Annotated in this window: 22 protein-coding genes; 11 read left to right on the top strand and 11 right to left on the bottom strand. The window is 58.5% G+C overall.

Annotated features, from left to right (window positions below):
- Nucleotides 1-107: 107 nt before the first annotated feature.
- A complete protein-coding gene (locus K5D32_RS20450) occupies nucleotides 108-1,565 on the top strand; it encodes an NAD-dependent succinate-semialdehyde dehydrogenase (protein ID WP_221601602.1) in 1,458 nt (485 codons plus the stop codon).
- A gap of 245 nt (nucleotides 1,566-1,810) precedes the next feature.
- Nucleotides 1,811-2,977 (top strand): AAA family ATPase, encoded by a 1,167-nt coding sequence (locus tag K5D32_RS20445; RefSeq protein ID WP_221594294.1) that lies wholly within the window; start codon nucleotides 1,811-1,813, stop codon nucleotides 2,975-2,977.
- Between the two features lie 119 nt (nucleotides 2,978-3,096).
- On the opposite strand, the gene gshA is transcribed toward K5D32_RS20445, so the two are convergent.
- The 3 genes from gshA to K5D32_RS20430 form a co-directional block, all read right to left on the bottom strand.
- A complete protein-coding gene (gene gshA / locus K5D32_RS20440) occupies nucleotides 3,097-4,686 on the bottom strand; it encodes a glutamate--cysteine ligase (RefSeq protein WP_221601601.1) in 1,590 nt (529 codons plus the stop codon).
- Nucleotides 4,687-4,922: 236 nt separating this feature from the next.
- The gene (locus tag K5D32_RS20435; protein ID WP_122320527.1) at nucleotides 4,923-5,306 is read right to left on the bottom strand and encodes a PaaI family thioesterase; all 384 of its coding nucleotides are present in this window, start codon (nucleotides 5,304-5,306) and stop codon (nucleotides 4,923-4,925) included.
- Nucleotides 5,306-7,627 carry a Tex family protein gene (locus tag K5D32_RS20430; RefSeq protein ID WP_221537503.1) on the bottom strand — a complete coding sequence of 774 codons (2,322 nt, stop codon included), beginning with the start codon at nucleotides 7,625-7,627 and terminating at the stop codon, nucleotides 5,306-5,308. The genes K5D32_RS20435 and K5D32_RS20430 overlap by 1 nt, the downstream gene beginning before the upstream one ends.
- Nucleotides 7,628-7,928: 301 nt before the next feature.
- Between K5D32_RS20430 and ompR the strand changes: the two genes are divergently transcribed.
- Nucleotides 7,929-8,669, top strand: a complete 741-nt coding sequence (gene ompR / locus K5D32_RS20425; RefSeq protein ID WP_122320525.1) for a two-component system response regulator OmpR — start codon at nucleotides 7,929-7,931, stop codon at nucleotides 8,667-8,669.
- A gap of 159 nt (nucleotides 8,670-8,828) precedes the next feature.
- Nucleotides 8,829-10,142: an ATP-binding protein gene (locus K5D32_RS20420; RefSeq protein ID WP_198727823.1), complete on the top strand. Its 1,314-nt coding sequence runs from the start codon at nucleotides 8,829-8,831 to the stop codon at nucleotides 10,140-10,142.
- Between the two features lie 102 nt (nucleotides 10,143-10,244).
- On the opposite strand, the gene trmL is transcribed toward K5D32_RS20420, so the two are convergent.
- Nucleotides 10,245-10,700, bottom strand: coding sequence for a tRNA (uridine(34)/cytosine(34)/5-carboxymethylaminomethyluridine(34)-2'-O)-methyltransferase TrmL (gene trmL, locus K5D32_RS20415; RefSeq protein ID WP_221601600.1), 456 nt, complete (start codon nucleotides 10,698-10,700; stop codon nucleotides 10,245-10,247).
- On the opposite strand from trmL, the gene K5D32_RS20410 reads away from it, so the two are divergent.
- Complete coding sequence (locus K5D32_RS20410) at nucleotides 10,699-11,139, top strand: hypothetical protein (RefSeq protein ID WP_200986511.1); 441 nt, start codon at nucleotides 10,699-10,701, stop codon at nucleotides 11,137-11,139. The genes trmL and K5D32_RS20410 overlap by 2 nt on opposite strands.
- A gap of 259 nt (nucleotides 11,140-11,398) precedes the next feature.
- Here K5D32_RS20410 and tauC read toward each other — a convergent pair whose 3' ends face one another.
- From tauC to K5D32_RS20390, 4 genes are all read right to left on the bottom strand, one after another.
- A complete protein-coding gene (tauC, locus tag K5D32_RS20405) occupies nucleotides 11,399-12,229 on the bottom strand; it encodes a taurine ABC transporter permease TauC (protein ID WP_221601599.1) in 831 nt (276 codons plus the stop codon).
- Nucleotides 12,226-13,017, bottom strand: coding sequence for a taurine ABC transporter ATP-binding subunit (tauB, locus tag K5D32_RS20400; RefSeq protein ID WP_221601598.1), 792 nt, complete (start codon nucleotides 13,015-13,017; stop codon nucleotides 12,226-12,228). Before tauB ends, tauC begins: the two co-directional genes overlap by 4 nt.
- Nucleotides 13,018-13,046: 29 nt before the next feature.
- Nucleotides 13,047-14,024 carry a taurine ABC transporter substrate-binding protein gene (gene tauA, locus K5D32_RS20395; protein ID WP_216704344.1) on the bottom strand — a complete coding sequence of 326 codons (978 nt, stop codon included), beginning with the start codon at nucleotides 14,022-14,024 and terminating at the stop codon, nucleotides 13,047-13,049.
- Nucleotides 14,025-14,226: 202 nt separating this feature from the next.
- Nucleotides 14,227-15,114: an aliphatic sulfonate ABC transporter substrate-binding protein gene (locus tag K5D32_RS20390; protein ID WP_409372885.1), complete on the bottom strand. Its 888-nt coding sequence runs from the start codon at nucleotides 15,112-15,114 to the stop codon at nucleotides 14,227-14,229.
- Between the two features lie 465 nt (nucleotides 15,115-15,579).
- Between K5D32_RS20390 and K5D32_RS20385 the strand changes: the two genes are divergently transcribed.
- Nucleotides 15,580-16,959, top strand: coding sequence for an OprD family porin (locus tag K5D32_RS20385; protein WP_221601596.1), 1,380 nt, complete (start codon nucleotides 15,580-15,582; stop codon nucleotides 16,957-16,959).
- An 82-nt stretch (nucleotides 16,960-17,041) separates the two neighbouring features.
- Here the strand turns inward: K5D32_RS20385 and K5D32_RS20380 are convergent, their stop codons facing one another.
- From K5D32_RS20380 to K5D32_RS20370, 3 genes are all read right to left on the bottom strand, one after another.
- The gene (locus K5D32_RS20380; RefSeq protein WP_221601595.1) at nucleotides 17,042-17,746 is read right to left on the bottom strand and encodes a YafY family protein; all 705 of its coding nucleotides are present in this window, start codon (nucleotides 17,744-17,746) and stop codon (nucleotides 17,042-17,044) included.
- The gene (locus K5D32_RS20375) at nucleotides 17,746-18,681 is read right to left on the bottom strand and encodes an NAD(P)-dependent alcohol dehydrogenase (RefSeq protein ID WP_221601592.1); all 936 of its coding nucleotides are present in this window, start codon (nucleotides 18,679-18,681) and stop codon (nucleotides 17,746-17,748) included. The genes K5D32_RS20380 and K5D32_RS20375 overlap by 1 nt, the downstream gene beginning before the upstream one ends.
- Before the next feature lie 106 nt (nucleotides 18,682-18,787).
- The gene (locus tag K5D32_RS20370) at nucleotides 18,788-18,979 is read right to left on the bottom strand and encodes a hypothetical protein (protein WP_221601590.1); all 192 of its coding nucleotides are present in this window, start codon (nucleotides 18,977-18,979) and stop codon (nucleotides 18,788-18,790) included.
- 160 nt (nucleotides 18,980-19,139) lie between these two features.
- On the opposite strand from K5D32_RS20370, the gene K5D32_RS20365 reads away from it, so the two are divergent.
- From K5D32_RS20365 to ssuB, 5 genes are all read left to right on the top strand, one after another.
- On the top strand, nucleotides 19,140-19,610 hold the full coding sequence (locus tag K5D32_RS20365) for a hypothetical protein (RefSeq protein ID WP_221601588.1): 471 nt from the start codon (nucleotides 19,140-19,142) through the stop codon (nucleotides 19,608-19,610).
- 177 nt (nucleotides 19,611-19,787) lie between these two features.
- On the top strand, nucleotides 19,788-20,426 hold the full coding sequence (locus tag K5D32_RS20360) for a peroxiredoxin (RefSeq protein WP_122320515.1): 639 nt from the start codon (nucleotides 19,788-19,790) through the stop codon (nucleotides 20,424-20,426).
- A 202-nt stretch (nucleotides 20,427-20,628) separates the two neighbouring features.
- Nucleotides 20,629-21,594: a sulfonate ABC transporter substrate-binding protein gene (locus K5D32_RS20355; protein ID WP_221578182.1), complete on the top strand. Its 966-nt coding sequence runs from the start codon at nucleotides 20,629-20,631 to the stop codon at nucleotides 21,592-21,594.
- A gap of 28 nt (nucleotides 21,595-21,622) precedes the next feature.
- Entirely contained in the window at nucleotides 21,623-22,420 is a 798-nt protein-coding gene (gene ssuC / locus K5D32_RS20350) for an aliphatic sulfonate ABC transporter permease SsuC (protein ID WP_216704337.1), read from the top strand.
- Nucleotides 22,417-23,229 (top strand): aliphatic sulfonates ABC transporter ATP-binding protein, encoded by an 813-nt coding sequence (gene ssuB / locus K5D32_RS20345; protein ID WP_221561602.1) that lies wholly within the window; start codon nucleotides 22,417-22,419, stop codon nucleotides 23,227-23,229. The genes ssuC and ssuB overlap by 4 nt, the downstream gene beginning before the upstream one ends.
- The last annotated feature ends 22 nt before the right edge of the window (nucleotides 23,230-23,251 follow it).

The following is a 23,251-nucleotide window of genomic DNA, read 5'->3' as shown; positions in this document are numbered from 1 at the left end:
CGTGGGGCGGCGAATTTCAGCATCCGACGCTGCTGGTTCGCCGCTTTCAGCATCCTGGACTGTGGCGGCTGCTTAGACTGGCAGTCATCCCGGAACAGGACTCGACCATGCTCAAGAATCAGTTGAAAGACCCCAGCCTGCTGGTAGAACGCGCCTACGTCGATGGGCAGTGGATTGCCGCCGATGACGGCGCAACCCTGACGGTGACTGACCCGGCGACGGGCGAAAGCCTGGCGCAGGTTCCAGCTATGCAAGGCGTCGAGACGCGCCGCGCCATCGAAGCAGCCGAGCGTGCCTGGCCCGTGTGGCGTGCGCGCCCAGCCGCCGAGCGTGCGCTGCTGCTGGAGCGCTGGTGTCAGGCCATGCTCGACAACCTTGAGGATCTGGCGTTGATCATGACCCTTGAGCAGGGCAAGCCGCTCAACGAGTCCCGTGGTGAAATCCGTTACGGGGCCAGCTTCGTCAAATGGTTCGCCGAAGAGGCGCGCCGTTCTTATGGCGAAACCATCCCGACGCCCAGTGCCGACCGCCGTTTGATGACTCTCAAGCAACCCGTTGGCGTCTGCGCTGCGATCACGCCCTGGAACTTCCCCAACGCGATGATCACCCGCAAATGCGCCCCGGCATTGGCGGCGGGTTGCCCGATTATCGTCAAACCGTCGGACCTGACGCCGCTGTCGGCCCTGGCGCTGGCGGTGCTGGCCGAGCGTGTGGGGATTCCGGCTGGTGTGTTCAACGTCATTACCGGTTTGCCCACCGGTATCGGCGAAGAACTGACCGGCAACCCGGCGGTGCGCAAGATTTCCTTTACCGGCTCGACGCCGGTGGGCCGTCTGCTGATGCGCCAGAGCGCCGAGCACATCAAGCGCCTGAGCCTTGAGCTGGGCGGCAATGCTCCGTTTATCGTGTTCGACGATGCCGATCTGGAGCAGGCCGTGGCGGGCATCATGCTCAGCAAGTTCCGTAACGCCGGGCAGACCTGTGTCTGTGCCAACCGTATTTTGGTGCAGAACGGCATCTACGAGCGCTTTGCCCAGCGGCTGGTGGAAGAGGTCGCCAAGCTCAAGGTCGGCAACGGTCTGGAAGAGGGCGTCACCATCGGCCCGCTGATCAATACGGCGGCAGTGAACAAGGTTGCCCGGCATATCGACGACGCCCTTAGCCAGGGCGCGAAGCTGCTGTACGGCGGCTTGCCGGATGGCGATAACCAGTTCGTGCAACCCACCGTATTGGGCGATACCCATGCCGGCATGCTGCTCGCCAACGAAGAAACCTTCGGCCCGGTCGCCCCGCTGATGCGCTTCACCGACGAAGCCGAAGCCCTGGCCCTGGCCAACGCCACACCTTATGGGCTCGGCGCTTATTACTTCACCCAGGACCTGCGCCGCTCATGGCGTTTTGGCGAGGCACTGGAGTTCGGCATGGTGGGGCTCAATACCGGGATCATCTCCATGGAAGTCGCGCCCTTCGGCGGGATCAAACAGTCAGGCCTGGGCCGCGAAGGCTCGAGCTACGGGCTGGATGAATACCTGGAAGTGAAGGCGTTCCATGTGGGCGGGTTGTAGGCCTGATGCCGATCAGTGAAGGCATGGCTGTCACTTCATCGGTGAAGTCAGCACACCTTCAGCGCCCGAACGTTTCGCGAATGAATTCGCTCCTACGCGGTTTGCGGTGATTTTGTGGATGCTTTCAATGAAGTCGCCAAAAAGCTGCCTTCCACAAAGTAGCCCTGTAGATCAGAGCACCGGTTGCAGTGCTTCAGACCGGTAGGCGATAGTGCGGCTCCATGGATTCAGGAGCCGCCTCACCGATGCTGAAAACTCTCGCCGTCGCCAACTACCGTTCGATCAATAATCTGGTGGTGCCTTTGGGGCGGCTCAATCTTGTGACGGGCGATAACGGGAGCGGCAAGTCCAATCTCTACAAGGCTTTGCGGCTATTGGCGGAGACGGCTCAGGGCGGTGTGGTGGAGGCACTGGCTCATGAAGGCGGGCTGGACTCGACCTGGTGGGCCGGTCCTGAAGTCATAAGCTCGCGCATGAAAAGAGGTGAAGTGCCTCTGGAAGCGTCCGTGCGTCGAGAGTCGAAACGCCTACGCCTGGGGTTTGCCACCGAGGACTTCGGTTTCGCCATTTCCCTGGGATTGCCTGAGCCACTTCCTTACCCGACCGCGTTCATGCTGGACCCGGAGATCAAGCGGGAATGCATCTGGGCCGGGCCTTTATACAGACCTGCTTCCTTGCTGGTAGATCGCAAGGGGCCGATGATCCGGGCGCGTCAGGGTCGGGACTGGGAAATCCTGCAGCAACATGGGCAACCCTTCGACAGCCTGTTCGCGCAGTTGGGCAGCCCGAGAAACTTTGCTGAAATCGCTGAAATGCGTGGGCTCATAACGGGCTGGCGTTTCTACGACCATTTCCGCATCGATCGGGACGCGCCGGTTCGCCAGCCGCAACTGGGCACTCGCACGCCGGTGCTGAACCACGACGGGCGCAACCTGGCGGCGGCTTTGCAGACCATTATTGAAGTGGGCGAAGTGGAGGATCTGCACCAGGCGCTTGAGGATGCGTTTCCCGGTACCCGGCTGGAAATCGATGCAACGCCCGGAGGGTTGTTCAGCCTGCTCTTTCATCAGCACGGGCTGCTTCGCCCCCTGACGGCGGCCGAGCTTTCGGACGGAACGCTGCGCTACCTGCTGCTCATGGCCGCACTGCTGACGCCGCGACCACCGTCGATGATGGTCTTGAACGAACCGGAAACCAGCCTGCATGTCGACCTGTTGCCAGCACTGGCTCGGCTGATCATCCGGGTTTCACAGCGCTGTCAGGTCTGGGTGGTTTCCCACTCAAGCATCCTGATCAGAGAGCTGAGCCGCCATGAAGACTGCCAGAAGATCGTCCTGCAAAAGACCCTGGGCCAGACTGAAATACAAGGCCAGAGGCCACTGGATGCACCCGCCTGGCATTGGCATGATTGAAAACAGGCATACACAGTGGGAGCGGATTCATCCGCGAAAGCGTTATCACAACCGACAGACAGGCATCGTTTGAAATACCGTTTTCGCGAATGAATTCGCTGCCACACAGTCTGTATGGATCAGTTACTGATCGACAGAATGCTCGCCTGATAGGCACCCACGAAGATGTCGAAGTCCACGACTTCTTCGGTTTCTTCCAGCTCTGCCTGTTCCGCAATAGAGGTTTTTGCCAGGGTTTCGAACTGTGCCTGATCTTCTGCGCTCAACGGGTGGCTGCGGAAGTATTCGGCGTGTTTTTGGCTCTGGCGGAACGAGAAGGCGGTGAAACCTTCTTCATTCGCCCGCATGCTGGCCAGCACCTGTGCCGAAGGCGTCAGTGACGGATCGTCGATCTTGGCCTGTTGGGCTGCAATCGATTTGATGTGTTCGTCGCTGCTCTGGGCCTTGTCCAGCAACTGTGCCAAGGGCGTGATCTTCTCCAGCAGCTCGGTGGCCCAGGCTTTCAGTTCGATAGTCGAATGATTGCGCTGCAGTGTCAGGCCTGGACGACGGCCTTCCTTGACCACCGACAGGAAGTTGGAGCCCGCGTCGGAGCATTCGTGGCTTGCCAGTTGCGGGCTTTCTTCCAGGGCGCAGAACAGGATGAAGGCATCGATGAAGCGAGCCTGTTCCAGACTGATGCCGGTCGGCAGGAACGGGTTGATGTCCAGACAACGAACCTCGACGTACTGCACGCCACGGGCCACCAGCGCCTGGATGGGGCGTTCGCCCGAATAGGTCACGCGCTTGGGACGAATGTTGGAGTAGTACTCGTTTTCGATCTGCAACACGTTGGTGTTGAGCTGTATCCACTCGCCATTGCTGTCGTGGGTGCCGGTTTCCACATACGGCGCGTAAGGCGTTGCCACCGCTTTGCGCAAGCTGTCGGTGTAACTCACCAGATCGTTGTAGCACGGCGTCAGGTCGGCCTGTGCCTTGCTCTGATAACCCAGGTCGCTCATGCGCAGGCTGGTGGCATAAGGCAGATACAGCGTATCGGCGTCGAAATGTTCCAGCTGGTGGGCACGGCCACGCAGGAAACCGGCGTCCAGTGCCGGCGAAGCGCCGAACAGGTACATCAGCAGCCAGCTGTAGCGACGGAAGTTACGGATCAGCGCAATGTAGGAGTGCGACTGGTAATCCCGGGCGTCGCCGTCGAAGTCTTCGGTCTGCTTGAGCAGCGCCCAGACGTCTTCCGGCAGTGAGAAGTTGTAATGAATCCCGGCAATGCACTGCATGGTCTTGCCGTAACGCAGCGCCAGACCCTTGCGGTACACGTACTTGAGCTTGCCGATGTTCGAGGTGCCGTAATAGGCAATCGGAATATCTTCTTCGGCCGGCAGCGGGCACGGCATCGAAGGGCTCCAGAGGTATTCGTCGTTCAGCTTGCTGTAGGCGAAGCGATGAATCCGGTCGAGGCTGTCGAGGGTCTGTGCGGGGTCCGTCAGGGCCGGCGTGATGAACTCCAGCAGCGATTCGGAATAATCGGTGGTGATCAGTCCATTGGTCAGTGCTGCACCCAGGGATCGCGGGTGGGGCGTCTGTGCCAGACGTGCCTGGTCGGTAACGCGCAGGCATTCTCGCTCGATACCGTGCAGGCACTGCTCCAGCAGAGAGAGGTTGTTACGCTCGCCAAGAAGAGCCAGGCGGCGGTTGAGAAATTCGCTCAAGGTGGATTCCTTCACGCATCGGTCGCCCCAATATGGGGGTGGACAGAACGGTCTACAAGGGTGAAGAAAGGAACTGGCGTTGTCGCCTGGTCGGGTCTTTAACGCCTGCTCACGATCACGGCTCTTTGTCGTATGACCAAAATGGGTCCGACACCACGCTAATGGTGCCGAAATTACCCCAAATTGGTTCTATAGAGCTAGCAAGTGATTGCGTTCATCACACTTTCGTAAAAAGTTTAGATGACAGCAAAGGTGCCTTGCGCCTTGGCGACCAGTTTATCGTCCTGGACCACCTCGGCTTCGACGACCAGTGTGCGGCGTCCGGCGTGAAGTACCCTGGCGATGCATAAAACCTCGCCTTCGGACACGCCGCGTACATAGTTGATCTTGCATTCGATGGTGACGCTGCGCTGGTCGAAGCCATGGGAACTGGAACAAGCCAGCCCCATGCTTATATCCACCAGACTGAAGATCGCCCCGCCGTGCATCACGTTGCCACGGTTGCGCAGATGCGCCTCCAGAGGCAGCGCGACTTCGGCAACGCCTTCATCAAGACGCCGCAGCTCGCAGCCCAGCATCTTGAAGTAGGCGCTGTGGGTCAGGTCTTCTGGAATATCCATCAACGCTTCTTCAACTGTTTGGCATTGGCGAACAGCGAAGCCATGGCGTTATTGGCCGGAGCCGCGGTGGTGGTTTCCTTGCGTGGCGCACTGCCTTGCTGGCGCGGGGCGGAGCCCGGACGCGGGCCACGGGCACCGTCGATCTTCTCGCCAGGGGTGTCGCTCATGCGCATCGACAGACCCACGCGCTTGCGCGGGATGTCGACTTCCATGACCTTGACCTTCACCACGTCGCCAGCCTTCACCGCTTCACGCGGGTCCTTGATGAACTTCTCGGACAGCGCCGAGATATGCACCAGACCGTCCTGATGCACGCCGATATCGACGAAGGCACCGAAGTTGGTGACGTTGGTGACCACGCCTTCGAGGATCATGCCCAGTTGCAGGTCCTTGAGGTCTTCGACGCCATCCTGGAACTCGGCGGTCTTGAACTCGGGGCGCGGGTCGCGGCCCGGCTTTTCCAGCTCTTGCAGAATGTCGGTCACCGTTGGCAGACCGAAGGTTTCGTCGGTGAACTTCTTCGGGTCCAGGCGCTTCAGGAAGCTGGCATCGCCGATCAGCGAACGAATGTCGCGGTCGGTTTCAGCCGCAATACGCTGTACCAGCGGGTAGGCTTCCGGGTGAACGGCAGACGAGTCCAGCGGGTTTTCGCCATTCATGACGCGCAGGAATCCGGCAGCCTGTTCGTAGGTCTTTTCACCCAGACGGCTGACTTTTTTCAGCGCGGCACGGGTCTTGAACGCACCGTTCGCATCGCGGTGGGCAACGATGTTCTGCGCCAGCGTGGTGTTCAGGCCGGAAATACGCGCCAGCAAGGCCACCGAGGCAGTGTTCACGTCGACGCCGACGGCGTTCACGCAGTCTTCGACCACTGCATCCAGGCCACGGGCCAGTTTCAGTTGCGAGACGTCGTGCTGGTACTGGCCGACACCGATGGATTTCGGATCGATCTTCACCAGTTCGGCCAGCGGGTCCTGCAGGCGACGGGCAATGGAGACGGCACCACGGATCGACACGTCCAGGTCCGGGAACTCCTTGGCGGCCAGCTCGGAAGCCGAGTACACCGAAGCACCGGCCTCGGACACCATGACCTTGGTCATTTTCAGTGCTGGATACTTTTTGATCAGTTCAGCGGCCAGCTTGTCGGTTTCGCGGCTGGCGGTGCCGTTGCCGATGGCGATCAGGTCTACCGAATGTTTGGCGCAGAGTGCAGCCAGTACGGCGATGGTCTGATCCCACTGGTTTTTAGGCACGTGAGGGTAAACGGTGGCGTAGTCGAGCAGCTTGCCGGTGGCATCGACCACCGCAACCTTGCAGCCTGTGCGCAGGCCCGGGTCCAGACCCAGCGTGGCACGCGGGCCGGCCGGAGCAGCCAGCAGCAGGTCGTGCAGGTTGTGGGCGAAAACGTTGATTGCTTCGGTTTCCGCGCCGTCGCGCAGTTCGCCCAGCAGGTCGGTTTCCAGATGGCTGTAGAGCTTGACCTTCCAGGTCCAGCGCACGACTTCGGCCAGCCACTTGTCGGCCGGGCGGTTCTGGTTCTGCAGGCCGAAGCGCTCGCCGATCATCAGCTCGCACGGGTGCAGGGTGCCCGGCAGTTCTTCGCCGACTTTCAACGCGGAGCTGAGGAAACCTTCGTTACGGCCACGGAAAATCGCCAGGGCGCGGTGCGACGGCATGCTCTTGAGCGGTTCGTCGTGTTCGAAATAGTCGCGGAACTTGGCGCCTTCCTCTTCCTTTCCAGGCACTACGCGGGCGCTGATCACGGCTTCCTGCATCAGGAAACTGCGCAGTTTGTCCAGCAGGGTGGCGTCTTCGGCGAAGCGCTCCATGAGGATGTACTTGGCGCCTTCCAGAGCAGCCTTCACGTCTGCCACGCCTTTTTCGGCGTCGACAAAGCGTGTGGCTTCGGTTTCCGGGGTCAGGGACGGGTCGTTGAACAGGCCGTCCGCCAACTCGCCCAGGCCCGCTTCAAGGGCGATCTGGCCTTTGGTGCGGCGTTTTTGCTTATAAGGCAGGTACAAGTCTTCGAGGCGGGTCTTGGTGTCGGCAAGATTGATGTCGCGGGCCAGTTCCGGGGTCAGCTTGCCTTGCTCTTCGATGCTGGCCAGGATGCTGACGCGGCGCTCGTTGAGCTCGCGCAGGTAACGCAGGCGCTCTTCCAGATGGCGCAGTTGCGTGTCATCAAGACTGCCGGTCACTTCCTTGCGGTAGCGCGAAATGAAAGGCACGGTCGAGCCTTCATCCAATAGTGCTACGGCCGCTGCGACCTGTTGAGGGCGCACGCCCAGTTCTTCGGCGATGCGGCTATTGATGCTGTCCATAAGACCACCTGGAGTTGTGAGCAAAAAACTGGATTCTGTACAAAAAACTGTCTTGCCTGCCCGTCGCTCGCCAGCCTTGTCACAATACCGGCGAACCGCCATAGTCAGGCACTGCCCGACTTTGAGGGCCGCGCAGTATACCCGCCCAGGTCCAATTATGGGATTGGCCGGATAATGCGAGCGGTTTTGCTCATGTAGAAGCACTCATTTATGTAGGCTCCAGTAAAATCTGCTAACAATGCACACGGTGCGCATCACCGCAGCTACGCCATAATGCGCCCCGAGATCAAAGGAGCATCCGATGAGCAGCACTGCACAAAATGCTGAAGGCGAAAAAATCCTGATCGTCGATGACGATCCGGGGTTGAGCAGCCTGTTAGAGCGCTTTTTCACCAGCAAGGGCTATCGTGCCCGTGCGGTGGCAAACGTCGAACAAATGGACCGTTTACTGTCCCGCGAGGTTTTCAACCTTGTGGTTCTGGACTTGATGTTGCCCGGAGAAGACGGCCTGTCTGCTTGCCGCCGTTTGCGTGCAGCCAACAATCAGGTGCCGATCATCATGCTCACTGCCAAAGGTGATGAGCAGAGCCGTATCAAGGGGCTGGAACTGGGCGCAGACGATTATCTGGCCAAGCCTTTCAACCCGGACGAACTGATGGCCCGCGTCAAGGCGGTCCTGCGTCGTCAGGCCGCGCCGGTGCCCGGTGCGCCCGGCAGCGAAGACGAGTCGGTCAGCTTCGGTGACTACGTATTGTCCCTGGCGACCCGCGAACTCAAGCGTGGCGATGAAGTACACATGCTCACCACCGGTGAATTTGCGGTACTCAAGGCCCTGGTCATGCATGCTCGCGAGCCGCTGACCCGCGACAAGCTGATGAACCTGGCCCGTGGCCGCGAGTGGGATGCGCTGGAACGCTCCATCGACGTGCAGATTTCCCGTCTGCGTCGCCTGATCGAGCCCGATCCGTCCAAGCCGCGTTATATCCAGACAGTCTGGGGCGTGGGTTATGTGTTCGTTCCGGATGGAGCCGGAACTCGCTGACAGGTCACTGACCAGCGCAGAGCACCGAAGTCCTTGCCACTTGCGTCGATAGCCTGAACGGGCTATCGACGTTTTGGTTTTCGCGTTCGTACCATGGACTGGGACACGATCGGCAAATTTGCGAGCCTGGCTCGCCCTGCAAAGTGTATAGCTGCAGTTATGAAGACTCCGCTCTGGTTTCCGCAAAGCTTTTTCTCCCGCACCCTCTGGCTGGTGCTCATTGTCGTGCTGTTTTCCAAGGCGCTGACACTGGTCTATCTGTTGATGAACGAAGACGTACTGGTCGACAGGCAGTACAGCCATGGTGTCGCCCTGACTCTGCGCGCCTATTGGGCGGCGAACGAGAACGATCGTGAAGCGATTGCCGAGGCTGCCGGCCTGATTCGGGTGGTGGGCGGCGGCGTGCCGGAGGGCGAGCAGCACTGGCCTTACAGCGAAATCTATCAGCGTCAGATGCAGGCCGAACTGGGTGCCGACACCGAAGTGCGGCTGCGCGTCCATGCGCCTCCGGCACTCTGGGTCCGCGCTCCGAGCCTCGGGGATGGCTGGCTGAAAGTGCCGCTTTACCCGCATCCGCTTCGTGGCCAGAAGATCTGGAACGTGCTGGGCTGGTTCCTGGCCATCGGCCTGTTGTCCACCGCATCGGCGTGGATTTTCGTGCGACAGCTCAACCAGCCGCTCAAGCGTCTGGTTTTCGCCGCCCGCCAGTTGGGGCAGGGCCGCAGTGTGCGGTTGCCGGTCAGCGATACGCCCAGTGAGATGACCGAGGTTTACCGCGCCTTCAACCAGATGGCCGAAGACGTCGAACAGGCCGGGCAGGAGCGGGAGCTGATGCTGGCGGGTGTATCCCATGACTTGCGTACGCCGTTGACCCGTTTGCGTCTGTCGCTGGAGCTGATGAGCGACGAGAACGAGTTCACCGAAGGCATGGTGCGGGATATCGAGGACATGGACGCCATTCTCGACCAGTTCCTGGCGTTCATCCGCGATGGTCGTGACGAGGAAATCGAAGAAGTCGATCTGAGTGATCTGGTGCTTGAAGTGGTTGCGCCGTTCAATCACCCGGATGAACACATCCGCCTGTGTCTTGAGCCGATTCCGCCTTTCCCGTTGCGCCGGGTTTCCATGAAACGCCTGCTGACCAACCTTATCGGCAATGCCATGCACCACGCTGGCAACGGTATCGAGGTGGCGGCTTATGTGTCCGGCGATACCAGCGCGCCTTATGTGGTGCTAAGCGTGCTGGACCGTGGCGCGGGTATCGATCCCTCCGAGCTGGACATCATCTTCAACCCGTTCATTCGTGGCGACCGTGCCCGTAGCGGTAAAGGCACCGGCCTGGGGTTGGCTATCGTCAAGCGCATCGCCGCCATGCATGGCGGCAATGTCGAGTTGAGAAACCGTTCCGGTGGTGGCCTTGAAGCAAGAGTGCGCTTGCCGCTGGGCTTGATGCTGCCCAGGGATGCTGTCTGACCTGTTGTAGGAGCGAATTCATTCGCGAGACGTCATTGAGGCCGATACATTTTCTTCGGATGTACAGGCCTCTCGCGAATGAATTCGCTCCCGTAAGAGTTCTCAGGCAAAACCGTGCTGGCGCCAGGCCTCATAAACGGCGACGGCAACGGTGTTGGACAGGTTCAGGCTGCGGCAGCCTTCGCGCATGGGCAGGCGCAATCTTTGTTCGGTGCTCAGCGAGTCGAGAATATCGGCTGGCAGGCCCCGACTTTCCGGGCCGAACAGAAAGGCATCACCCTTCTCGAAGCTGACGTCGTGAAACGGGCGAGAGCCTTTGGTCGTAAAGGCGAACAGCCGCGGGTTGCCGATCTTTTCCAGGCACGTGGGCAGGTCGGCATGGGTTTGCAGCGTGGCATACTCGTGATAATCGAGGCCGGCCCTGCGCAGGCGCTTGTCGTCCAGCTCAAAGCCCAGGGGCTCGATCAAATGCAGGGTGCAGCCACTGTTGGCGCATAGCCTGATCACATTGCCGGTATTCGGCGGAATTTCTGGTTGAAAAAGGATGACGTGAAACATGCACGGCTCCGAACGAAAGGACGGGATGCATTCTACCCCCGAAGAGGACCCCAGGCCGAAGCTCTGGCCAAGAGTTCTTGGTTCGATGGCAATTGTCGGCTTTACCATCGGGATGATCATTGGTCGTCTGCAGCAACCTGCGCCTCTGGAACTGGAGCAGATCGAAGAGTTGCCCACAGGTCTGGCGCTCTGGTTCAACGAACAGCCGCAGGTTCAGGGCGATCATGTCGACGGGACGGTTGTCCTGCGTTTCGAGTCCTGGGGACGGCCATGGAATGGTCAGCTGCGCATCGACAACAAGGTTGCGCGCTGGAAGCTGGAGCGAAGCGGGAAGGAGTTGGTGCTGACGCTGCTGGCGGCCCGTCCTCTGCATGGCGACTGGCGCGCTGCAGAAGTGGACGGGCGCTGGAGACTTGAGGTCAGTCTCCGGGAGGAATAAAAGAGGGGAATCCCCGGCCTGCCTGTACCAAGGTCCCCAAAACTGGTGATGTATAACCTAATGCAGGGTGCGTGCCAGTTTTGAGAATTCTTTTGTCCTGTCCTTGTTTCCTGCCTCAAACCCTTGTGCGAAAGGGCTTTTGAGGAAGTGCAGGACGCTTTTCGATTCAGGCGAGGGGATTTTCTCGGCAATATTCCGGTTTCAATAAGGCACCAAAATGGTGCCTTGCATGAAGTTTGTGCGCTAATTGCGGCGTTCTTCAGTGATTCTGGCCATGCCAGGGCACCAGTTTGCGTTGCAGTGCGCGAAGGCCGAGTTCCATGGCGAAAGCGATCACGGCAATCACCAGAATCCCCAGGATCACAATGTCCGTCACCAGAAACTGCGCGGCTGATTGCACCATGAAGCCAAGCCCGCTGGTGGCTGCAATAAGTTCGGCCGCCACCAGTGTCGACCATCCCACACCGAGCCCGATTCGTATGCCGGTCAGAATGTCCGGCAAGGCGCTGGGCAGGATCACATGGCGGATCAGTTGCCAGCGGGTGGCGCCCAGGGATTGTGCGGCTCGCAGTTTGGCTGGATCCACGGTACGTACGCCGGTTGCGGTGGCAATGGCGATGGGCGCGAAAATGGCCAGATAGATCAGCAAGACCTTGGAAAACTCGCCGATGCCGCACCAGATGACGATCAGCGGCAGATAAGCCAGCGGTGGAATAGGGCGATAGAACTCGATCAGCGGATCGAAAATGCCTCGGGCGATACGGTTATGGCCAATGGCGATACCCACCGGGATGGCACTGAGAATGGCGGCTCCCAATGCCAGGCCGATCCGTTGCAGGCTGGCACCCAGATGCTGCCAGAGGTTTGAGTCCATATAGCCGGTGGTCAGCAGCAGCCAGCCTTTCTGGAGAACGTCTGAGGGTGGCGGCAGGAACAGCGGTTCGATCCACTGCGCAGCGGTCACCACCCACCACAGGCCCAGCAAGACCGACAGCGTCAGGACACTGATGGCGCGGGTGCTCAGCTTCAATTGCAGTGGTGTTTTCTTTGTGTCGGTCTTGGCCGGACTTTCCAGTTCATAGCTGCTCATGCGCGCTGCTCCCGTGCGAGGTTACGCTGGGAAAAGACGCTGGCCAGTACGTGTTCGCGGGTTTCGATAAAGCGTGGATCGGACTTGATCGCTCGTGCCGACTCACCGGCGCTGTAGCGTTGTCCGAAGTCCAGTTGCAGGCGTTCGGCAATATGGCCGGGATTGGGGGCCAGCAGGATCAGGTCGGTGGCCAGAAACACCGCCTCTTCAATGTCATGGGTAATCAGGAACACCGGTTTGGCGGTGCGTCTCCAGACTTGCAGCAAGAGTTCCTGCATCTGTTCGCGAGTGAAGGCGTCCAGGGCACCGAAGGGTTCGTCCATCAATAAAACCCGTGGGTTGGCCGCCAGAGCACGGGCCAGGCCGACACGCTGTTTCTGTCCGCCCGACAGTTGCCAGATTCGGCGCTGCTCGAAACCGGCCAGGTCCACCAGGGCCAGCATTTCCCGTGCTTTCGCTTCACGCTCCGGGCGCGGGACGCCTGCCAGTTCCAGGCCGAAGGCCACATTGGCCAGCACATCCTGCCAAGGCAGCAGCGCATCGTCCTGAAACACCACGCCGCGCTCTGCACTCGGGCCTTCAACAGCAATGCCGTCGAGGGTGATACGCCCGGCGCTGGGCTGGACGAAGCCTGCGATCAGATTGAGCAATGAGGTTTTGCCACTGCCGGACGGGCCAAGGGCAACCAGCAATTGCTGCGGCCCCAGGCTCAGGTTGATATCCGCCAGCACAGGCTCTGCCGCGCCGGGGTACTGTGCGCTTATACGCTCCAGTTGCAATAGAGCCATGGCTGTTGCCTCATTCTCGATCAGGTGGATTATTGGGGAATGAACTTGGCGCTGGTGTAGGCCGAGTAATCAGGCAGTACCGCATCGACCTTGCCCTGTTCCTTCAGGAAGGCAGCGGTCTTGGTGATGGCCTCGATGGTCGGTGCGCCCAGCAGTGCTTTCTGGTCTGTGGCCAATGGATAGACGTTGCCTTCCAGCAGCGCCGGAATATCCGTCGTCTTCGCACCGGACAGCTTGCTCAGCTTTTCGATATTGCTGGCATTGGCGATCCAGGCATTCGGGTCCTGGCGGTAGCTGGCGTAGGCATCGAGCGTCACCTTGGCGAAGGCGCTGACCAGTTGCGGGTTCTTGGCCGCGAAGTCCTTGCGCACGATCCAGGCATCAAATGTCGGCGCACCGACCTTGGCCAGTTCGCCGGAGGTGATCAGCACCTTGCCGGTTTCCTTGGCCACGCCCAGCGCCGGGTCCCAGACGTAAGTGGCGTCGATATCGCCGCGCTTCCAGGCGGCAGCAATGGCGGGCGGTGCCAGGTTCACAATCGTGACCTTGGCCGGATCGATGTTCCAGTGCTTGAGCGCGGCCAGCAGGCTGTAGTGGCCTGTGGAAACGAACGGCACGGCGACTTTCTTGCCGATCAGATCTTGCGGCGTATTGATGCCTGAGCCGTTACGGGCGACCAGTGCTTCTGCGGCGCCGATCTGGGTGGCGATCAGAAAGGTTTCCACCGGCAGTTTGCGGGTGGCTGCGGCGGTCAGTGGGCTTGAGCCGAGATAGCCGATCTGTACATCGCCCGACGCGATGGCGGTGATGACGTCTGCACCGTTCTCGAACTTGCGCCATTCGATCTTCGAATTTGTGGCTTTCTCATAGGCGTTGTCAGCCTGAGCGACCTTGGCGGGATCGACGGTGGTCTGGTAAGCGACAGTGAAGTCGGCGGCCTGAGTCAGGAAAGAAGCGCCTGTCAGCGACAAGGCCGCCAGAAGGCGCAGGGAGAAGTGCAGTTTCATGGTGATGCTCCGAATCAGGCGGGCCGGGGACTGGCTGATTGCGGAGCGTAAATGATCTAAGAATTTTGAAATAAATAACTTTTTTGAATTAGCTTATGAGCCGAAAACGAGACTGCCGTAGGAGCGAATCGGGCGGCGCTCCGCTCATTCGCGAAATGCATCGCGAATAAATTCGCTCCTACACAGATTGCGCATTACGCCTTCAAGGCTTCCACACCTGTACATCCTTGGCGTCCACCGCCTTGGGCAGCAACCCCGCTGCCAGAAACGCATCGGCAATGCTCTGTTGCTCGTCGAGCTGATTGGCTTGCACAGCCTGCACTTCATAACTGCGACGCCCATTGGCCGCTTCGACGGTCGCGATATCCAGATTGCCCCACAGCGGGCTCAGGATTTTTGCGGCTTCTTTCGGGTGAGCTTTGACCCATTCGCCGGTTTTCTTGAGCTCGGCGAACACCACCTTGAGCACTTCCGGGTGACTGTTGGCGTAAGGCGTGGTGGTCAGGTAATAGCGCTTGTAGCTGGCCAGATCGGTTCCGTCGGCCAGGGTGCGCGTAGGCAACTGGCGCTGGACGCTGCTCAGGAAGGGTTCCCAGGTGACCCAGGCGTCCACCTTGCCGTTCTCGAAGGCGGCGCGGCCATCGGCGGGTGTGAGGTAAGCGGGGTCGATATCGGTGAACTTCAGGCCAGCCTTGTTCAAGGCGGCAATCAACAGATAGTGGCTGCCCGCGGCTTTGGTGACTGCGATTTTCCTGCCCTTGAGATCGGCCAGGGTTTTGAACGCCGAATCGTTGCGCACCACAATCGCCTGGGCCGACGGAGAAGAGGCTTCCTGAGCGAAATAGGTGAGCCGTGCGCCTGCCGCCTGAGCAAAGACCGGAACCGTATCGGCGACATCGGCGCTCAGATCGACATTGCCCACGTTGAGGGATTCGAGCAAAGGCAAGCCGCTGGGAAATTCATGCCACGACACCGAAATGCCCTTTTTGTTCAGCTCACGCTCCAGCGTACCCTGGCTTTTGAGCACTGAAATGAGCGTTGAGGACTTCTGAAAACCGATTCGCAAAGTTTCTTTTGCGTCTGCTGGCATGGAAAGTGTCAAGGTGGTGGCAATTGTCACAATTGCTGCTAGTTGTTTACTAAGTGAATGTTTTAAAAGGGTTTTTATCTTCATTTCGTGTGCTTTCCGGTTGGGATTTCGTGACTGGAGAGTCGAGATCCGGTTGTCCGGTAGCTGAAAACTAAACGATCTGACGAATGGTCGAAAAATATTTTTTGGGAATTAGCTTATTTGATGGATACACTCCTTGGCGTCGAGGTTGACATGTGTTGTGACATATATCAAAACGGTCTAAAAGCGTTACGAATAATTGCTTTTGGATTGGTCAGATTTTCACTACCTTGCACCAGTGACAACGCGGTCTAGTCATTTGAGTCTCGAGGCGCACAGTCACCATTGACCTCTGGTCGGGCCTGTCGCTTAACGCGAATACATGGGTCAGAGCCTTGCTCGGCACCATGGATTAAAAAAATTAGATTCACGAGGAGCGTAGCAATGAAGAAGTCCACACTGGCCCTGGCCGTAACCTTTGGTGTATTGGCCCAGCAGGCCGGCGCAGCAGGTTTCATTGAAGACAGCAAGGCGTCCGTTAGTTCTCGTACCCTGTATTTCAATAACGACTTCCGTGAAGGCGTTCGTGCTAACGACCAGCGCGAAACCGCTACCGGTCTGAAGTTCGATTACACCTCTGGTTTCACCCAAGGTACTGTAGGTTTCGGCCTCGATGCTCAAGCAGTCGTGGGTGTTCATCTGGGCGGTGGTATCCAGCACCACACCAATGCTACCGGCAACACTGTCGTACCAACCGACACTAACGGTTCTTCTGTCAGCGACTGGAGCCGCGTTGGTGCCAACGTCAAGGCTCGCTTCTCCAAGACAGAGCTGAAAGTTGGTAATGCTCTGGCTCCTAACCTCCCCATCCTTGTGAGCAACGATGGTCGCCTGCTGCCGCAAGCCTTTCAAGGTGGCATCCTGACCTCCAAAGATCTGGATGGTGTGACTTTCACAGCAGGTCAACTGACTCGCAGTATCGGTCGTGCATCGAGCAACTGGACTGACCTGTCGGTTAACGGTTCCTCCGTAGGCAGTGATGCATTCCGTTTTGCGGGTGCTGACTGGAAGGTCACTAAAGACCTGACTCTGCAGTACTACTTCGCCAATCTGGAAGATTTCTACAACCAACACTTCTTGGGCCTGGTACACGTTTACCCAATTTCTGAAGATCAGTCTTTCAAGACTGACCTGCGTTACTTCAACAGCAGTTCCGATGGCAAAAACGGCAACCTCACTGGTCGTAACGAAGGCTACATTTTCAACAACAACAGTGGATACGCCAAGACAGCAGGCGAAGTCGACAACCAAACATGGTCTGCCATGTTTACCTACACCTTGGGTGGTCATGCATTCTTGGTCGGTCACCAACAAGTGGGTGACGATGGCGGTTTCGTCAGCCTGAACCAGGGCAGCGTTCGTGATGGTCGCGGCCGTCTAGAAGGTAACGGTGGTGCAAGCTTCTACCTGTTCACTGACTCGATGATCAACGGCTTTACCCGTGCTGGTGAAAACACCACTTTCGGTCAGTACTCTTATGACTTCGCTAAAGTGGGCATTCCTGGTCTGAAGGCTGCGGTTGCTTATCTGCGTGGCCAAGACATCAAAGGTGCTGCAAACGGTACTAACACCTCTGCTGTGGGCCATGAGTACTCCGAGTGGGAACGCGACATGCGTATCGACTACGTGATCCAGAGCGGTCCGTTGAAAGGCTTCGGCACTACTGTGCGTCACGGTACCTACCGTGCAGATGATGGTCTGAACAACTCCAGCAACGCCGACCAGACTCGTCTGATCTTCAACTACACCTACGCCTTCAAATAAGCCATTTGGCGTCTGTGTAGAGCAACACAAAAAAGGTCCTGATTGTTCAGGACCTTTTTTTATACCCTGCAAATCCTTCCCCTCAGCAACTGTCTCCCTGACTGTTGCAAGGCAGAACTTCCGAGGCCCGCCACTCCTTGATGAGCTGACGGCGGCTGCCTGTGTAGCGTTCGGTCAGTATGCGGGCGCTGGTGATGTCGCCCATATCGATCATCCGGAACTTGCTGTCCATCTCGCACCAGGCGCTGATGAAGCGTTTTCCGTCGATAAACCCCAGCATGATCGGCCATATGACCTGTTCTTCCAGTTCGACATGCTCTATCGCCAGTGTGATGCGGAGCTTGTATTGATCGCGCATGGCGCGGCGGATCTCGCTCAGGTCGATGGGCAGGACGTTGTTGGCGGGGCGGGCGATGTAAAAGGTCTCATCTTCCAGGGACGGACGCATGTCCATGGGAAGGACGGCGTTGATCTTGGCCAGTGCGTTCTCGACCGCGAGGGCCAGTTTGATATCCGTCTGGCGGCTGACCCACAGTGCGCCGATGACCAGCGCCTGGATTTCTTCCTCGGTGAAAGACAGGGGCGGTAAAAGAAAGCCTGGCTTGAGGACATACCCAAGGCCGGGCGCGGCATCGATGTCGGCGCCCATGCCCTGTAGCGTGGCCACGTCTCGACGGATAGTGCGCAGCGAAACGCCCAGCTCGGTAGCCAGCGTTTCACCTGACACGGTTCTGCGATGCCGGCGAAGCACTTGCATGAGCTCAAAGAGTCGATGACTTCTTGCCATTAATGCTCCATGGCTACGATGCCTTTTCCGCCAGGCTTGAGCCCGTGCTCAAGGTCCCGGATGAGCTGGATTGCGCCACTCAACGGAACGGTTGTGCCTACTGGAATCCTGAGGCGGCCCGCACTGGCGGCCTCGGCCAGCCTGTCCAGAATATCACCGCGCGGCGAGCCGACAATGGGTTTGAGCCGACGATCAAAGACAGCCCTCATGAACTTGCCCGGCCCTGGATTCAAGTCCAGAAACACGCCTTTCGGGCGAAGCATGGCGATACCGGCGGATACGGAGAGCGTGGCAGCCGTGTCATAAACGATGTCAAATCGCTGATTGAGTGTTGAAAGCTTCAGGGTGCGGTAGTCGTAAACGGTCTGCACGCCAAGTGATTGTGCGTGTTCGATGTCCTGAGCGCTGCAACTTCCAGAGACACTGGCACCCAGCAGTCGTGCGATCTGCACAGCGGCCTGGCCGACCGCTCCGCAGCAGCCGTTGATGAACACATGTTGGCCTGCACACAGCCGGCCCTTGTCCACCAGTCCGTTCCATGCAGTCACGCCCGGCGTACCCAGGCAAGCCGCATCCTCGAAGGAAACGTTGTCCGGCTTTTTGGCCAGAAAGCTTTCTTTTGTAACCACGGCTTCAGCGAGGGCACCGCTTTCCTTGAAGCGCGCCAGACCGAACACGGCATCGCCCGCCTTGAACCGTGTGACGCCCGGTCCTGCAGAGATAACCGTGCCTGAAAAGTCCATGCCCATTGCTCGAGGGAAGGCCCGGCCTGTGATGATCTTCATCTGCCCGGCGCGCAGTTTCCAGTCGATAGGGTTGATGGCCGCGAATCTGACCCGCACGGCCACTTCTCCCTTGTCGGGTGTGGGCAGCACGAAATCCTCGATCTGCATCACCTGCGGACCACCGTACTTGCGATATTGAATGCGTTTCATGATGCGTTCCCCGAGCCGTGCTTGCGATAGAGTCAACGGGGCAACACTACCGGGGCACGTGGACAGTTTTTGGCACCATTAAAAGCCACACGCATTGAAACTCACGTCACATGCACGGCAATAGCGTTGTCGGCATGCTCAAGACAGGTCTGGCGAAAGGCATGCCCGTTACAATGCCGGCAATTGCCTGATCGGCCAGTTTGTCGAGGGGCATCGCCGGTGGGCTTTTTGCATCGATACCGTCCTGAACATCGTGCAGCAAGGGAGTATCGGTACCGGGCGGGGCGATTTCGACCATTCGCAACGAGCCTCCAGTGATCAGGCCGGGCGCGGAGTCACGGGATAAATTTCCAATCTGTTACAAACAGGTACAAATTTTAAAAAATTGGCTAAAGGAAGATTTCTCTGTGCCGATAGCTCGCGGATAAGCACATCGAATGCCTCAGAGTGGAGCCACAATGAAAATCTCTTCTTCCGACCTCACGTCTCCTGTGCAAATGCCTGTCGTGAGCACACCGCCGGAGGTCGTGACGGATGTGGCAGCCAGTTCCAGCAAGGCACCCGCCAAGATTGAGGTCACGATTTCAATGGAGGGCCAGGCCAGGCTCAAAAGTGAGAAATCGGACGCTGATAAATATGCGGACATAGACCAGGCTCCGCTGCCGGACAGCATCAAGGAAGTCCTGAAGAATATCCGCAAGCTGCAAGAAAAAATCGAACAGAAGCTCAAGGAGTTGTCTGAACTTGTCGGCGATAAAACCTTGTCTGAAGAGGAACTCAAGAGGCGTCGGGATGCATTGACGACTGAGCTGAGAAGCATGCAGTCAGCCATGAGCCAGGCGACCAACGCACTGAATAATGCAATGAGTTCGCGCAATATGGACCTTAAAAGCCGAGATCTGGCCAAAGGCCTGATCGGCATGAAATAGGTAGTCCAGGCCGGTCATTTGAAAAGGAACCCCGCTACGGCGGGGTTCTTTTTGCCTGCAATTCAATATTCCTTTCAGGTCTAACCAAATCGATATCCATTCTTTTTAATTTGTTAGAAGGCGGTGCACAGTAGGCTCATAACTCAACGAACACCCGACCGAACAAGGAGCAACACCATGACACTGCGACTTGGCGATATCGCCCCTGACTTTGAACAGGACTCCAGTGAAGGCCGCATCCGTTTCCATGAATGGCTGGGCAATAGCTGGGGTGTGTTGTTTTCCCACCCGGCGGATTTCACGCCGGTCTGCACCACCGAGTTGGGTTTCACTGCCAAATTGAAGGACGAGTTCGCCAAGCGCGGCGTCAAGGCCATTGCGTTGTCGGTGGACCCCGTCGATTCTCACGTCAAATGGATCGATGACATCAACACCACGCAAAACACTCTGGTCAATTTTCCGATCCTGGCCGATGCCGATCGCAAGGTTTCCGATCTGTACGACCTGATCCACCCCAATGCCAGCGACACGCTGACTGTGCGCTCTCTGTTCGTGATCGATCCGAACAAGAAAGTGCGACTGACCATCACCTATCCCGCCAGTACCGGGCGCAACTTCAACGAGATCCTGCGGGTCATCGACTCTCTGCAATTGACCGACAACTACAAGGTCGCCACGCCAGCCAACTGGGTGGATGGCGATGATGTCGTGATCGTGCCGTCCATCAAGGACGAAGCCGAGATCAAGGAGCGTTTCCCGAAAGGCTACAAGGCCGTCACGCCTTACCTGCGTCTGACGCCGCAGCCGAACCGCTGATTTACCGATTCATCGAGTGGGGTTATTCGGGCCGATTTATCGGCCCTTTTTTATGGGCGGGAAAGTCATAAATTCACATATTCATTTGGGGAATAACCAAATGAAAAAATGAGATTTATGGATATAAAAAACTGCTGTTAATGTCACTCCATCGCGGCGGTTTTCGCCTCATGAATACTCATATCCAGCAAAGGAGCGCCCCATGCGCACTCTCATCTTGCGTCGAGGCCTGGCCGCTCTGTTTACCGCAGCAGTCGCTTTGGGAGCCATCACCCAGGCTCAGGCTGAAGACCTTCGTATCGGTTATCAGAAGTACGGCACCCTGGTGGTGCTCAAAGCCAAAGGCTCTCTTGAGAAGCGTCTGGCCGAGCAGGGCGTGAAAGTGCAGTGGACCGAATTTCCGGGCGGCCCTCAGTTGCTGGAAGGACTGAATGTCGGCTCCATCGATTTTGGCGTGACGGGCGAGACGCCTCCGGTCTTCGCTCAGGCTGCCGGCGCGGACCTGCTCTACGTGGCTTATGAGCCGCCAGCGCCTACCAGCGAGGCGATTTTGGTGCCCAAGGATTCACCGATCACCTCGGTCAAGGACCTCAAGGGCAAGAAAGTCGCCCTCAACAAGGGCTCCAACGTTCACTACCTGCTGGTGCGCGCACTGGAAGATGCCGGTTTGAAATACACCGATATCCAGACCGTGTTCCTGCCGCCTGCCGATGCGCGTGCCGCTTTCGAGCGTGGCAGTGTCGATGCCTGGGTCATCTGGGACCCTTACCAGGCTGCGGCCGAACAGCAATTGCAGGCGCGGACTCTGAGAGACGGCACCGGCATCGCGGATAACCATCAGTTCTATCTGGCCACCAAGCCTTATGCCCAGAAGAACCCGAAAGTGATCGAGGCCCTTATCGAAGAGGTGCGTGCAGTAGGCGAGTGGTCCCAGGCTCACCCTGAAGAAGTGACCAAACAGGTTGCGCCACTGCTGGGCCTGCCTGCCGACATCACCCTGACCTCGGTGAAGCGCCAGGGCTACGGCGCCCTGTTCATCACGCCTCAGGTCGTCGATGCCCAGCAGAAAATCGCTGACACCTTTTACCAGCTCAAGCTGATTCCCAAGCCACTGCGCATTGCCGACGTGATCTGGACACCTCCCGCTGCTGTAGCGAAAGCACAGTGATTGGCAGGCCCTTCGAGGAGACAACTCCATGAGCCTTAGTGCTTCGCAACGAACCCTTCACAGACTGGCGCCCTGGGCACTTCCAGTCTTGCTGCTGGCGGTCTGGCAACTGTCAGTCAGCGCCGGCTGGCTGTCTACGCGTATTCTGCCTGCGCCAAGCGCGGTGATAGAGGCTGGCGTCAATCTGATTGCCAGCGGCGAAATCTGGACCCACCTGGCGATCAGTGGCTGGCGTGCCGGTATCGGTTTTGCCATTGGTGGCGGTATCGGTCTGGTGCTGGGCTTTATTACCGGCCTGACCAAATGGGGCGAGCGCCTGCTGGACAGCTCGGTGCAGATGATCCGTAACGTGCCGCACCTGGCGCTGATTCCATTGGTCATCCTGTGGTTCGGCATCGATGAAACCGCGAAGATTTTCCTGGTCGCGCTGGGCACTCTGTTCCCGATCTACCTGAACACCTATCACGGTATTCGTAACATTGACCCTGCGCTGGTGGAAATGTCCCGCAGCTACGGTCTGTCAGGCTTCAGCCTGTTCCGTCACGTGATCCTGCCGGGTGCCATGCCTTCGATTCTGGTAGGTGTACGCTTCGCCCTGGGCTTCATGTGGTTGACCCTGATCGTGGCCGAAACCATCTCGGCCAGCTCCGGCATCGGTTATCTGGCCATGAATGCCCGTGAATTCCTGCAAACCGACGTCGTGGTTCTGGCAATCGTGCTGTATGCCGTGCTCGGCAAGCTGGCCGATCTGGCGGCGCGAGCTCTGGAGCGTGTATGCCTGCGCTGGCATCCGGCCTATCAAGTCAGTAAAGGCGGTGCAGCATGACGAGTCTGAAACAACAACCTCCGCATCTGCTGCGTGGTATCCCGCTGGCGATTCAGGACCTGAAGAAAGCCTTCGGTTCCCGTCTCGTACTCAAGGACATCGATCTGCACATTCCGGCCGGTCAGTTCGTGGCCGTGGTGGGTCGCAGCGGTTGCGGCAAGAGCACCCTGCTGCGCCTGCTGGCCGGTCTGGACAAGCCTACCGAAGGTCAGTTGCTGGCCGGTTCCGCTTCTCTGGCCGATGCTCGGGAAGACACTCGCCTGATGTTCCAGGAAGCGCGTCTGTTGCCCTGGAAAAAGATCATCGACAACGTGGGCCTTGGCCTGAGCGGTGACTGGCGTCCCCAGGCGCTTGAGGCGCTGGAAGCGGTCGGTCTGGCCGAGCGTGCCAATGAATGGCCGGCAGCGTTGTCCGGCGGCCAGAAGCAGCGGGTTGCCCTGGCGCGGGCGCTGATCCACAAGCCGCGCCTGCTGTTGCTCGATGAGCCGCTGGGCGCGCTGGATGCCTTGACTCGTATTGAAATGCAGCAACTGATCGAAAGTCTGTGGCGCAAGCATGGCTTCACGGTCCTGCTGGTGACTCACGATGTCAGCGAGGCCGTGGCCATTGCCGATCGGGTGATCCTGATCGAAGAAGGCAGCATCGGGCTCGACCTTGTGGTCGACCTGCCGCGCCCTCGGGCGCGTGGCTCTCATCGTCTGGCTGCGCTGGAAACCGAAGTGCTCAACCGCGTGCTGTCCCTGCCCGGATCGCCGCCTGAACCCGAACCCTCTTCACCGTTGCCCACGCAGTTGCGTTGGGCCAATTAACCCCGATCCCACAAAAGGAAGG

Source organism: Pseudomonas cichorii (genome assembly GCF_019719005.1).
Lineage (GTDB): Bacteria > Pseudomonadota > Gammaproteobacteria > Pseudomonadales > Pseudomonadaceae > Aquipseudomonas > Aquipseudomonas cichorii_E.
This window is presented reverse-complemented; position numbering and strand designations above follow the sequence as displayed.